At 68.2% G+C, this 12,938-nt stretch carries 11 protein-coding genes and 1 pseudogene; 6 read left to right on the top strand and 6 right to left on the bottom strand.

Annotated features, from left to right (window positions below; all coding sequences use genetic code 11):
• Positions 1 to 127: 127 nt before the first annotated feature.
• From rsmG to rpmH, 6 genes and pseudogenes are all read right to left on the bottom strand, one after another.
• A complete protein-coding gene (gene rsmG / locus ABZX75_RS07170; protein ID WP_355408731.1) occupies positions 128 to 844 on the bottom strand; it encodes a 16S rRNA (guanine(527)-N(7))-methyltransferase RsmG in 717 nt (238 codons plus the stop codon).
• A gap of 129 nt (positions 845 to 973) precedes the next feature.
• Entirely contained in the window at positions 974 to 1,483 is a 510-nt protein-coding gene (locus ABZX75_RS07165) for a R3H domain-containing nucleic acid-binding protein (protein ID WP_355408729.1), read from the bottom strand.
• Positions 1,484 to 1,498: 15 nt separating this feature from the next.
• Positions 1,499 to 2,602, bottom strand: coding sequence for a membrane protein insertase YidC (gene yidC, locus ABZX75_RS07160; RefSeq protein WP_355408727.1), 1,104 nt, complete (start codon positions 2,600 to 2,602; stop codon positions 1,499 to 1,501).
• Positions 2,603 to 2,632: 30 nt separating this feature from the next.
• Positions 2,633 to 2,887: pseudogene (yidD, locus tag ABZX75_RS07155) on the bottom strand (membrane protein insertion efficiency factor YidD); the annotation flags it as partial.
• A complete protein-coding gene (gene rnpA / locus ABZX75_RS07150) occupies positions 2,884 to 3,258 on the bottom strand; it encodes a ribonuclease P protein component (protein ID WP_355408725.1) in 375 nt (124 codons plus the stop codon). The gene rnpA and the pseudogene yidD, both read right to left, overlap by 4 nt.
• Before the next feature lie 21 nt (positions 3,259 to 3,279).
• Positions 3,280 to 3,417: a 50S ribosomal protein L34 gene (gene rpmH / locus ABZX75_RS07145; protein WP_112448007.1), complete on the bottom strand. Its 138-nt coding sequence runs from the start codon at positions 3,415 to 3,417 to the stop codon at positions 3,280 to 3,282.
• 355 nt (positions 3,418 to 3,772) lie between these two features.
• Between rpmH and dnaA the strand changes: the two genes are divergently transcribed.
• From dnaA to gyrB, 6 genes are all read left to right on the top strand, one after another.
• A complete protein-coding gene (dnaA, locus tag ABZX75_RS07140) occupies positions 3,773 to 5,530 on the top strand; it encodes a chromosomal replication initiator protein DnaA (RefSeq protein WP_355408722.1) in 1,758 nt (585 codons plus the stop codon).
• Positions 5,531 to 6,399: 869 nt separating this feature from the next.
• Entirely contained in the window at positions 6,400 to 7,530 is a 1,131-nt protein-coding gene (gene dnaN, locus ABZX75_RS07135) for a DNA polymerase III subunit beta (RefSeq protein WP_355408720.1), read from the top strand.
• A gap of 139 nt (positions 7,531 to 7,669) precedes the next feature.
• Positions 7,670 to 8,593, top strand: coding sequence for a phosphogluconate dehydrogenase (NAD(+)-dependent, decarboxylating) (gene gnd / locus ABZX75_RS07130; RefSeq protein WP_355409086.1), 924 nt, complete (start codon positions 7,670 to 7,672; stop codon positions 8,591 to 8,593).
• 90 nt (positions 8,594 to 8,683) lie between these two features.
• Positions 8,684 to 9,820 (top strand): DNA replication/repair protein RecF, encoded by a 1,137-nt coding sequence (gene recF / locus ABZX75_RS07125; RefSeq protein ID WP_355408718.1) that lies wholly within the window; start codon positions 8,684 to 8,686, stop codon positions 9,818 to 9,820.
• Entirely contained in the window at positions 9,817 to 10,344 is a 528-nt protein-coding gene (locus tag ABZX75_RS07120) for a DUF721 domain-containing protein (protein WP_355408716.1), read from the top strand. Before recF ends, ABZX75_RS07120 begins: the two co-directional genes overlap by 4 nt.
• A gap of 534 nt (positions 10,345 to 10,878) precedes the next feature.
• Complete coding sequence (gene gyrB, locus ABZX75_RS07115) at positions 10,879 to 12,936, top strand: DNA topoisomerase (ATP-hydrolyzing) subunit B (RefSeq protein WP_355408714.1); 2,058 nt, start codon at positions 10,879 to 10,881, stop codon at positions 12,934 to 12,936.
• The last annotated feature ends 2 nt before the right edge of the window (positions 12,937 to 12,938 follow it).

Here is a 12,938-nt window from a genome sequence, read left to right as displayed (position 1 = left end):
GAGAGCGACGTTTCACGTGAAACACGATGCCCGGACGGAGTCTTCAGGCCGCTACGACACTCCGAAATCCATACCAACAGGGCCCAACACACCCGAAATCACCGCCGAAACGCAGCGCATCGGACCATCAGCGACGTCGGCGCGTACGACTGACCCGGGCCGCCTTGGCCCGCTTGGCCGCGAACCTCACCCCACCGGGACTCTCACCGACCTCGACCCGCACCACCGTCGACAACGGGTCCACCACACCCTCACCCACGTGGAGCACCGAGGTCTTCACCACACCGAGCTTCGCCAGCGCGGCCTTCGCCGCCACGAGCTCCTCCTCGGCGGTGTCGCCCTTCAGCGCCAGCATCTCCCCGTACGGACGCAGCAGCGGCACACCCCAGCCGGCCAGCCGGTCCAACGGAGCCACCGCGCGCGCCGTCACCACATGCACCGGCTGGACCTTGCCCAGCACCTCCTCGGCGCGCCCGCGCACCACCGTGACATGGTCCAGTCCCAGCAGTTCCACGGCCTCCTGAAGGAAGGTCGTCCGCCGCAGCAGCGGCTCCAGCAGCGTGATCTTCAGATCCCGCCGCACCAGAGCCAACGGGATACCGGGCAGACCGGCCCCCGAGCCCACATCGCACACGGTGACGCCCTGGGGCACCACCTCCGACAGGACCGCACAGTTCAGCAGGTGCCGCTCCCACAGCCGCGGCACCTCACGCGGCCCGATCAGGCCCCGCTCAACCCCCGCGTCCGCCAGCAGCTCCGCATACCGCACAGCTTCGGGGAAAAACTCACCGAACACCGCGCGCGCCTCTTCGGGCGCTGGGGGAAGCTCCGCTGCCTCCGTCACGGGGACCGTCCTTCCGTTCCGCAAGATGGGTAAACCCACGTCTTTACGATGTCGCTTCGTTCACGTGCCAGGCTGACAAACATCGGCCCCGCCTGCGACACAGACGGGGCCGAACACTCTCGTTACCGCTCAGGCAGGGAGCACAACGACGAAGCGCTGCGGCTCCTCGCCCTCGGACTCGCTGCGCAGACCGACGGCCGCCACCGCGTCGTGGACGACCTTCCGCTCGAACGGCGTCATCGGCGCCAGCTTCATCGGCTCGCCGGACGCCTTCACGTCCGCCGCGGCCTGAGCGCCCAGTGCCGTCAGCTCCTCGCGCTTCTTCGCACGGAACCCGGCGATGTCCAGCATCAGCCGGCTGCGGTCCCCGGTCTCCCGGTGCACGGCGAGGCGGGTCAGCTCCTGCAGAGCCTCCAGAACCTCACCGTCGCGCCCCACGAGCTTCTGCAGATCACGGGCGGAATCGCTGACGATCGACACCGCGGCCCGGTCGGCCTCGACGTCCATGTCGATGTCGCCGTCCAGGTCGGCGATGTCCAGCAGACCCTCGAGGTAGTCAGCCGCGATCTCACCCTCCTGCTCGAGGCGGGTCAGGGTGTCGCCACCCTCAGCGGCGGCGGTGGTGGTGCCTTCCGTCACGGGAGGGACTCCTTCTTACTTCTTGGGAGAGGGCTTGCTGGGCGTCTGACGCCGCGACTTCGACTGCCGCTTCGGCTGCTGCCGCTTCGCGGCACCGCCGCTCGCCGCATCCGAGTCGGCCGTGGCCTCAGAACTCTTGATCACAGAGCCGTCCGCCTGCGCGGCCATACCCTGCTTCGTCAGAGCCGTGATGAACTTGCGCTCGTTGTCATTGCGGTCCGGGCCCTTGGCCACGATCGCCGCGACGACCTTCTTCCTGCTCCGGCGCTTGAGGTCACCATGGGTGCTGATGTGCTTCAGCAGACGCGTCAGGTACTCGTCCTGCGCCTTGCTGCCCGGGGTCGGGTTCTGGTTGATCACGTACATCTGCTGACCCATGGTCCACACGTTCGTGGTCAGCCAGTAGACGAGAACACCGACGGGGAAGTTGATGCCCATGACCGCGAAGATCACGGGGAAGATGTACATCAGCATCTTCTGCTGCTGCATGAACGGCGTCTTGACCGACAGGTCGACGTTCTTCTGCATCAGCTGACGCTGGGTGTAGAACTGCGACAGCGACATCAGGACGATCATGATGGCGGTCACGACACGCACATCGGTGATCGAGGCGTCCAGGGCCGCGACCTTCGCCGCACTGTCCGTGAACGTCGCCGCGAGCGGCGCGCCGAAGATGTGTGCCTCACGGGCGCTGGCGAGCAGCGGCCCGTCGATCTCGCCGACTTCCTTGCCGCTGGCGATGCTCGACAGCACGTGGTAGAGCGCGAAGAAGAACGGGGACTGCGCCAGGATGGGCAGGCACGAGGAGAGCGGGTTGGTACCCGTCTCCTTGTACAGCTTCATCATCTCTTCGGACTGACGCTGCTTGTCGTTCTTGTAACGCTCCTGGATCACCTTCATCTTCGGCTGGAGCGCCTGCATACCCCGCGTCGCCTTGATCTGCTTCACGAAGAGCGGGATCAGACAGATACGGATCAAGATCACCAGGGACACGATGGACAGGCCCCAGGCCCACCCACTGTCCACGCCGAAGATCGCACCGTACAGCTTGTGGAACTGGACGATGATCCACGAGACGGGCGTGGTGATAAAGCTGAACAGACTGGCAATCGTGTCCACTAATCAGGCTCCTTGAGCATTGCGAGATCTACGCAACGCACTGCGCAGCTGCTCGTGCCAACGCGGGCGTTTACGAGGTGGGACGTGGTCCACACCACCCGGGGACCACGGATTGCACCGCAGGATCCGCCAGGCGGTCAGAACCGTCCCCTTCACCGCACCATGCCGGTCGATGGCCGTGTACCCGTAGTGCGAGCACGAGGGGTAGTAGCGGCACACCGGCCCGAGCAGCGGACTGATCGTCCACTGGTACAGCTTGATCAAAGCGAGCAGCGGGTACTTCATCGAGCCACGCCTCCCAGGAGCCGCGCCAGAGCGGCATCCAGGTCCCGGGCCAGTTCGTCGGGGCCGGCATCGCCCGCTCCGGGCAAGGCACGTACCACCACCAGGCTACCGGCGGGCAGCTGGGACAGCCGCTCACGGACGAGATGGCGCAAACGGCGCTTCACCCGGTTACGGACGACGGCGATGCCGACGGCCTTGCTGACGACGAAACCCGCACGCGTCGAGGGATCGATCTCCCCCGGCTCGTGCGGGTCCGTTGCACCGCTTGTACGTAGGTGGACGACGAGGAGAGGGCGACCGGCCCGACGACCTCGACGTACCGCGCTCGCGAAGTCCTCGCGCCGCCTCAGCCGATTTTGCGGAGACAGCACGACGTCACGACCTGCGCGTTGTTATGCGGAGAGGGCGGAACGGCCCTTGCCACGGCGGTTCGCCAGGATCGCGCGACCGGCACGGGTACGCATCCGGAGACGGAAGCCGTGGGTCTTGGCACGACGGCGGTTGTTCGGCTGGAAGGTGCGCTTGCTCACTCGGGGGCTCCAGAGAATGAATCGTTGTGGCGGGACATCGCCTGGCTGTCACCGTGCGCCCACGAGGAAACTCGCGTGTTCGCCCGAGTGGCACCGCTAAACGATCACTAATAGTGACCTTCGCCCATCGGTAGGCAGGCGGCAGCAGCCATCGACAACTCGACCTCGTTACGGTACGCGCGGCTACGCCATCCGGTCAAACCGAGCCGACGGTGCCCCACACTGTGCACAGGCTGTGGACAACGACTTGAACCGTACCCGTCGCCCTGACTACCGTTGCCCGACCCCTGATTTTTTGTCCCGACCGTCCCAAAGAACCACACATTCGTGGGACCCCTGTGAGAGAGCGTGCTCTGTGGCTGACGTACCTGCCGATCTTGCCGCAGTGTGGCCAAGGGTGCTCGAAAAGCTCCTCGGGGAGGGACAGCCGGGGATCGAGCCAAAGGACAAGCAGTGGGTCGAGCGCTGCCAGCCCCTGGCCCTCGTCGCCGACACCGCACTGCTGGCCGTCCCCAATGAGTGGGGCAAACGCGTCCTCGAAGGCCGCCTCGCCCCCCTGATCAGCGACGCGCTCAGCCGGGAATGCGGACGCCCCATCCGGATCGCCATCACCGTGGACGACTCGGCCGGCGAACCCTCGCATCCCGCCCCCACCCAGCAGCGCGACGCGTACGAGCCCTACGGCGGCCAGCGCCCCGGCGGCCACACCCATCCCGGCGGACACGCCGGCCCCTCCGACGACCAGCTCCCCACCGCCCGCCCCGCCTACCCGGACTACCAGCAGCAGCGCCCGGAGCCCGGCGCCTGGCCCCGGGGCGGTCAGCAGGACGACTACGGCTGGCAGCAGCCCCGTCTCGGCGGCTTTCCCGAGCGCGACCCGTACGCCTCCCCGCAGCCGGGGTACCTCCAGCAGCAGTCCGAGTCCTCCGGCTACGACCAGGGCTCCTACGAGCAGCAGAAGTACGAGCAGTCCCCCTATGACCCGCAGCAGTACGAGCAGCCCCCGCCGCGCCAGGCGCCCGGCCGGCCCGCATCCGCCCCGGCCCCGTCCGGCGGCTCCACCTCGGGCCCGCTCGAGCCGACCGCCCGCCTGAACCCCAAGTACCTCTTCGACACCTTCGTCATCGGTGCCTCCAACCGCTTTGCGCACGCCGCGGCGGTGGCCGTCGCCGAGGCGCCCGCGAAGGCGTACAACCCGCTCTTCATCTACGGGGAGTCGGGCCTCGGCAAGACGCACCTGCTGCACGCCATCGGGCACTACGCGCGGAGCCTCTACCCCGGCACCCGCGTGCGGTACGTGAGCTCCGAGGAGTTCACCAACGAGTTCATCAACTCCATCCGCGACGGCAAGGGCGACGCGTTCCGCAAGCGCTACCGCGAGATGGACATCCTGCTCGTCGACGACATCCAGTTCCTCGCGAGCAAGGAGTCGACGCAGGAGGAGTTCTTCCACACCTTCAATACGCTCCACAACGCCAACAAGCAGATCGTGCTGTCCTCCGACCGGCCGCCCAAGCAGCTCGTCACCCTTGAGGACCGGCTCCGCAACCGCTTCGAGTGGGGTCTGATCACCGACGTCCAGCCGCCCGAGCTGGAGACCCGCATCGCGATCCTGCGCAAGAAGGCCGTCCAGGAGCAGCTCAACGCCCCGCCGGAGGTCCTCGAGTTCATCGCCTCCCGCATCTCGCGCAACATCCGCGAGCTCGAAGGAGCGTTGATCCGGGTCACGGCCTTCGCGAGCCTCAACCGGCAGCCGGTCGACCTGGGCCTCACCGAGGACGTCCTCAAGAATCTGATCCCGGGCGGAGAGGACAGCGCGCCCGAGATCACCGCCTCCGACATCATGGCGGCCACCGCCGACTACTTCGGCCTGACCGTGGACGACCTGTGCGGTTCCTCGCGCAGCCGCGTCCTGGTCACGGCACGGCAGATCGCCATGTACCTGTGCCGGGAGCTCACCGACCTGTCCCTCCCCAAGATCGGGGCGCAGTTCGGTGGCCGGGACCACACCACCGTCATGCACGCGGACCGCAAGATCCGAGCCCTGATGGCGGAGCGACGCTCCATCTACAACCAAGTCACGGAGCTCACCAACCGCATCAAGAACGCCTGAGCCGGCCCCGCCGACAGCTGCGGCAGGGCTACGCCATGGCCTCCTCACACGCTTTCAGAGGGCGCTCCCGGATCACTGCGGGGGCGCTCTTCTTCATGCGCGCGCCCCTGACCTGTTCGAATACGCCCCCTGCGGAGCAACTCATCCACAGATTCGGGGACTTTCTCCCGTCCACACCCTGGGGACGGCGCCCGCTACCCACAATCTGTCCACAGGCCTTCTTGGTGAGGCACCATCAGGGCAGGTCACACCCCTGTGGAATTGTGCGCAACCTTCATCCACAGGCTGTGGACAAGTTTTTCGTCCACAGCACCTCCGACCCCTCTGTCCACCGCCGACCCACAGGTTCGCGCATCCTGTGCACAGGATCAGATGACTTCTCCACACCGTTGTCCACTGTTCGGCAACAGCGAGGGCCCTGTCACCGCCCCGAGTGAAAGCGGTCACACGGATGTAGACGTTTGGCCTGTGGAGTACCCGGGAAAAGCTGGGGACGCAGCTGTGGAGTACTCGGGGTCACCTGGGGACGGGCTGTGCAGAACTTTTTGTTCTCCACAGAGACACCGGGTTGTCCACCGGTGCCGCCCACAGGGTCGGTGGATAAAAAACGCGGGTTGACCTGCGAAAACGACGTTATCCACTGTATCCACAGGCCCTACTACTACTCCCATAGAGAGTGAGACCGGATTCGGTTTTCAAGCAGGTCCTGTGCACAACTCGTCGGGCGCCCGCCCCGGCATCTGGCTCCCGACTTGACCGCCGACAGCACCGACTGTCGCCGCCGTACGTCAGACTGGTCCCCGGCATCGAGGCATCGAGCCGACGACGAAGGCCGGCAGACGAGCGAGCAACAGCAGGAGGCGGTTCCGGTGAAGATCCGGGTGGAGCGCGACGTACTCGCGGAGGCGGTGGCTTGGGCGGCCCGTAGCCTTCCGGCCCGGCCGCCGGTGCCCGTTCTCGCGGGCCTGCTGCTCAAGGCCGAGGACGGCACGCTGAGCCTCTCCGGCTTCGACTACGAGGTCTCGGCCCGCGTCTCCGTCGAGGCGGACGTCGAGGAGGACGGCACGGTCCTCGTCTCCGGCCGGCTGCTCGCCGACATCTGCCGCGCCCTGCCCAACCGTCCGGTGGAGATTTCCACAGACGGTGTACGGGCGGTCGTGGTCTGCGGCTCCTCGCGATTCACACTCCACACCCTGCCTGTGGAGGAATACCCGGCGCTGCCGCAGATGCCGACCGCGACCGGCACCGTGCCCGGTGAGGTCTTCGCCTCCGCCGCCGCCCAGGTGGCCATCGCCGCCGGCCGAGACGACACCCTGCCGGTGCTGACCGGTGTCCGCATCGAGATCGAGGGCGACCGCGTCACCCTGGCCTCCACCGACCGCTACCGCTTCGCGGTCCGCGAGTTCATGTGGAAGCCGGAGGACCCGCAGGCCTCCGCCGTGGCCCTGGTGCCCGCCAAGACGCTGCTGGACACCGCCAAGTCGCTGACCAGCGGTGACACGGTGACCCTGGCCCTGTCCGGTTCCGGCAAGGGCGAGGGCCTGATCGGCTTCGAGGGCGCCGGCCGCCGCACCACCACCCGCCTCCTCGAGGGCGACCTGCCGAAGTACCGCACGCTCTTCCCGACCGAGTTCAACTCCGTCGCCGTGATCGAGACCGCCCCGTTCGTCGAGGCCGTCAAGCGCGTGGCCCTCGTGGCCGAGCGGAACACCCCGGTCCGTCTGAGCTTCGAGCAGGGCGTGCTGATCCTGGAAGCCGGCTCCAGCGACGACGCACAGGCTGTGGAGCGCGTCGACTCCAAGCTGGAGGGCGACGACATCTCGATCGCCTTCAACCCGACCTTCCTGCTGGACGGCCTGAGCGCGATCGACTCGCCGGCCGCGCAGCTCAGCTTCACCACGTCCACCAAGCCGGCTCTGCTCAGCGGCCGCCCCGCGGTCGACGCCGAAGCGGACGAAACCTACAAGTACCTGATCATGCCGGTGCGTCTCTCCGGCTGATCCTTCTGGATTCTTCGCAGGTCAGGCCCGGTCTCGCAGCCTGCGAGACCGGGCCTGACCGCGTCGGGGGCATACCGCGCCCCGTGGAGCCGGGCCACGCGGCCGGGCGTAGTCTCGGGGGCCGGGGGTGTCCCCGGGAATCCAGGGGCCCCGGCAAAGACGGCCACAACGCTTAAGGAACCACCTGATGGAGCTTGGTCTCGTCGGTCTCGGCAAGATGGGCGGCAACATGCGCGAGCGCATTCGCCGCGCAGGCCACACCGTCATCGGATACGACCGCAACCCGGACCTCGCCGACGTCCACAGCCTGCGGGAACTTGTGGACAGCCTGCAGGCCCCCCGCGTCGTGTGGGTGATGGTCCCCGCCGGTGCGGCGACCCAGTCCACGGTCGACGAGCTGTCCGAGCTGCTCTCGCCCGGCGACGTCGTCGTCGACGGCGGGAACTCGCGCTGGACCGATGACGAGAAGCACGCCGCGGAGCTCGAGGCCAAGGGCATCGGATTCGTCGACTGCGGTGTCTCGGGTGGCGTGTGGGGTCTGGAGAACGGCTACGCCCTCATGTACGGCGGCACCAAGGAAGACGTGGCACGCGTGCAGCCGGTCTTCGACGCCCTCAAGCCCGAGGGTGAGTTCGGCGCCGTGCACGCCGGCAAGGTCGGCGCCGGCCACTTCGCGAAGATGGTCCACAACGGCATCGAGTACGCCATGATGCAGGCCTACGCCGAGGGCTGGGAGCTCCTGGAGAAGGTGGACTCGGTCACCGACGTCCGAGAGGTCTTCCGCTCCTGGCAGGAGGGCACGGTCATCCGCTCCTGGCTGCTGGACCTGGCCGTGAACGCCCTCGACGAGGACGAGCACCTGCAGCAGCTGCGCGGCTACGCCCAGGACTCGGGCGAGGGCCGCTGGACGGTGGAGGCGGCGATCGACAACGCCGTGCCGCTGCCCGCGATCACCGCCTCGCTCTTCGCGCGCTTCGCGTCGCGCCAGGACGACTCCCCGCAGATGAAGATGATCGCCGCGCTGCGCAATCAGTTCGGCGGCCACGCGGTCGAGAAGAAGTAGCGGCTCGGAGCAGGAGCGGCTCCCCACAGGAGCTGCGGAGCCGCACAGCACCAGACAGAGCAGTGGGAAGCCGGGGGAGGTCGGCGCCGTATGCATGTTTCGCATCTCTCGTTGGCCGACTTCCGCTCGTACGTCCGGGCCGAGGTTCCCCTCGACCCGGGCGTCACCGCCTTCGTGGGTCCCAACGGCCAGGGGAAGACCAATCTGGTCGAGGCGATCGGCTATCTGGCGACGCTGGGCAGCCACCGGGTGTCCTCGGACGCCCCGCTGGTGCGGATGGGCGCGGAGCGGGCGGTCATCCGCGCGGCCGTGACGCAGGGCGAGCGGCAGCAGCTGGTGGAGCTGGAGCTGAATCCGGGGCGGGCGAACCGGGCCCGGATCAACCGCTCCTCGCAGGTCAGGCCGCGGGACGTGCTGGGGATCGTACGGACGGTGCTGTTCGCGCCGGAGGACTTGGCCCTGGTGAAGGGCGATCCGGGTGAGCGGCGGCGGTTCCTCGACGAGCTCGTCACGGCGCGCTCGCCGCGGATGGCGGCGGTCCGGTCCGACTACGAGCGCGTGCTGAAGCAGCGCAACACGCTGCTGAAGTCGGCGGCGATGGCGCGGCGGCACGGCGGCCGCTCGATGGACATGTCGACGCTGGACGTGTGGGACCAGCATCTCGCGCGCGTCGGCGCGGAACTGCTGGCACAGCGGCTGGACCTGATCGCGACGTTGCTGCCGCTCGCGGACAAGGCGTACGAGCAGCTCGCGCCCGGCGGCGGCCCGCTGGGGCTGGCGTACAAGTCCTCGGCGGGCGAGCCGGTGGACAGCGGGGCGGCGCGGACGCGGGAGGCGTTGTACGAGGTCCTGCTGGCGGCCCTGGCGGACGTGCGCAAGCAGGAGATCGAGCGGGGCGTGACCCTGGTGGGTCCGCACCGCGACGATGTGGTGCTGCGGCTGGGGGAGCTGCCGGCGAAGGGCTACGCGAGCCACGGGGAGTCGTGGTCGTACGCGCTGGCCCTGCGGCTGGCTTCGTACGAGCTGCTGCGCTCGGAGGGCAGTGAGCCGGTGCTGATCCTGGACGACGTGTTCGCGGAGCTGGACGTGCGGCGTCGGGAGCGGTTGGCGGAGCTGGTGGCGCCGGGTGAGCAGGTCCTGGTGACGGCGGCGGTGGACGATGACGTTCCGGGTGCGCTGGTGGGGGCGCGGTTCGGGGTGTCCGGTGGTGAGGTGACCCGGTTGTGAGCGGTCTGCAGAACGATCCCCCCAAGGTTCCGGAGCCCTCCGGTGTCGACCTGGCGCGCCAGGCGCTGGCGGCGGCACGGGAGCAGGCACGGGCGCGGGGCAGTGCGGTGGGCGGGAGGAAGCGGCAGCAGCAGCTGGGGCTGCGCTCGGGTGCGCGTGCGGACGGCCGGGATCCGATGCCGTTGATGGCGGCGCTGGACCGGTTGCGGACCGAGCGCGGCTGGGAGATGCCGATGGCGGTGGCGGGTGTGATGGAACGCTGGCCGGAGATCGTCGGCCCGGAGATCGCGGCGCACTGTGTACCGGAGCGGTACGAGGACCGCGAGCTGGTGGTGCGGTGCGATTCCTCGGCGTGGGCGGCGCAGCTGAAGCTGCTGGCCCCGCAGCTGGTGGCGCGGCTGAACGCGGATCTGGGGCAGGGCACGGTGCGCCTGATCAAGGTGCACGGCCCCGGCGGGCGGCCCAAGGGGTACGGGCCCTGGCGGGCGCCGGGCAGTACGGGCCCGGGTGACACCTACGGCTGAGCCGGGTCGCCTGCGGCGGGCTCGGCGGGTGCGGCTGCGGCTGGGGCCGCGGGCGGGTCTGGGACCGGGTGCCGGGCGCGTGCCCCGTCCCCCATGTGCGCGGGTGACGTGGGCTGCGCACGTGCCCGGGCCGGGTGGGTTGTGCCCCGGCCCCGCAGCGTTGGGCGGGGGTCGCATCGGACGCGCTCGGGTTCCCCGGCCGTCGCCGGGCGGCGCGCCCGGTGAGGCTGATGAGGGCGCCGTCGCGGGTGGTGTCCCTCACCGTAGCGGGAGGTTGACAGTCCGAAGGGCTGGATGCCCGTGTGAGCCTCTTTGAGCCCCTTCCCGGATATGGGGAGTCGGAGAGAGGAGGTTCAGGGCGGCACATGCGGACTCAGGTACCGGCAAACCCCCATTCATGTCCGTGGTACCGGTAGACTGAAGCGAATCCCGCCCTCAGGCGGGATCACCAGTTCAGTACCGCTGACAAAAGCTGACAACGCAGATCGACGCAGCCGCTCCTGCTTGCATGCCTGCTGGCCCGGAGTACGGCCTGTGCTGTGCCAGAAAGGGCGCTTCGTGGCCGATTCCGGCAACCCCAACGAGAAGAACGAGTCCACAGCCGGCGAGGTCGGTGAGTCTTCGTATACCGGCAGCAACATCCAGGTCCTGGAGGGCTTGGACGCCGTCCGCAAGCGGCCCGGCATGTACATCGGGTCGACGGGTGAGCGCGGTCTGCACCACCTCGTCTACGAGGTCGTCGACAACTCGGTCGACGAGGCGCTCGCCGGGCACGCCGACCGCATCGACGTGACGATCCTCGCCGACGGCGGGGTGCGCGTGATCGACAACGGCCGCGGCATCCCCGTCGACATCGTGCCGTCCGAGGGGAAGCCGGCCGTCGAGGTCGTGCTGACCGTCCTGCACGCGGGCGGCAAGTTCGGCGGTGGCGGCTACGCCGTCTCCGGCGGTCTGCACGGTGTGGGCGTCTCCGTCGTGAACGCCCTGTCGACGCGGGTCGCGGTCGAGGTCCGGCGTGACGGCTACCGCTGGACCCAGGACTACAAGCTCGGTGCCCCGACGGCGGCGCTGGCGCGCAACGAGGAGACGTCCGAGACGGGCACCTCGGTGACGTTCTGGGCCGACCCCGACATCTTCGAGACGACCGAGTACTCCTTCGAGACGCTGTCGCGGCGTTTCCAGGAGATGGCCTTCCTGAACAAGGGCCTGACCCTGTCGCTGACGGACGAGCGCGAGTCCGCGAAGGCCACGGTCGGCGCCGACGACCCGGACGCGGACGCGGCCGAGCCCGCGGCGCGCACGGTCGAGTACCACTACGAGGGCGGCATCGTCGACTTTGTGAAGTACCTCAACTCGCGCAAGGGCGAGCTGATCCACCCGACGGTCATCGACGTCGAGGCCGAGGACAAGGAGCGCATGCTCTCGGTCGAGATCGCGATGCAGTGGAACTCGCAGTACACGGAGGGCGTGTACTCCTTCGCGAACACGATCCACACGCATGAGGGCGGTACGCACGAGGAGGGCTTCCGTGCGGCGATGACGGGTCTGGTCAACCGCTACGCGCGCGAGAAGAAGTTCCTGCGGGAGAAGGACGACAACCTCGCCGGCGAGGACATCCGCGAGGGTCTGACGGCGATCATCTCGATCAAGCTGGGCGAGCCGCAGTTCGAGGGCCAGACGAAGACCAAGCTGGGCAACACGGAGGCGAAGACCTTCGTGCAGAAGGTCGTGCACGAGCACCTCAACGACTGGTTCGACCGGAACCCGAACGAGGCCGCGGACATCATCCGCAAGTCGATCCAGGCGGCCACGGCGCGCGTCGCGGCCCGCAAGGCCCGTGACCTCACCCGTCGCAAGGGTCTGCTGGAGAGCGCCTCGCTGCCGGGCAAGCTGTCTGACTGCCAGTCGAACGACCCGACGCAGTGCGAGATCTTCATCGTCGAGGGTGACTCCGCCGGCGGCTCCGCGAAGTCGGGCCGCAACCCGATGTACCAGGCCATCCTGCCGATCCGCGGCAAGATCCTGAACGTCGAGAAGGCCCGTATCGACAAGATCCTCCAGAACACCGAGGTCCAGGCGCTGATCTCGGCGTTCGGCACCGGCGTGCACGAGGACTTCGACATCGAGAAGCTCCGCTATCACAAGATCATCCTGATGGCGGACGCCGATGTCGACGGCCAGCACATCAACACCCTGCTGCTGACCTTCCTGTTCCGCTTCATGCGGCCGCTGGTCGAGGCCGGGCACGTGTACCTGTCCCGCCCGCCGCTCTACAAGATCAAGTGGGGCCGGGAGGACTTCGAGTACGCGTACTCGGACCGCGAGCGCGACGCCCTGGTGGAGCTCGGCAAGCAGAACGGCAAGCGGATCAGGGAAGACTCGATCCAGCGCTTCAAGGGTCTGGGCGAGATGAACGCCGAGGAACTGCGCGTCACCACCATGGACGTCGACCACCGCGTGCTCGGCCAGGTCACCCTGGACGACGCGGCGCAGGCCGACGACCTGTTCTCGGTGCTGATGGGTGAGGACGTCGAAGCACGGCGTTCCTTCATCCAGCGCAACGCCAAGGACGTTCGCTTCCTCGACATCTGAGT

The sequence above is a fragment of the Streptomyces sp. NPDC003038 genome (genome assembly GCF_040611115.1).
In the GTDB taxonomy this organism is placed as follows: domain Bacteria; phylum Actinomycetota; class Actinomycetes; order Streptomycetales; family Streptomycetaceae; genus Streptomyces.
This window is presented reverse-complemented; position numbering and strand designations above follow the sequence as displayed.

What these genes read in the sequence shown, in the direction of transcription:
- recF (WP_355408718.1), top strand. Translation starts at nt 8,684, where the DNA reads ATGCATGTTTCGCATCTCTCGTTGGCCGACTTCCGCTCGTACGTCCGG.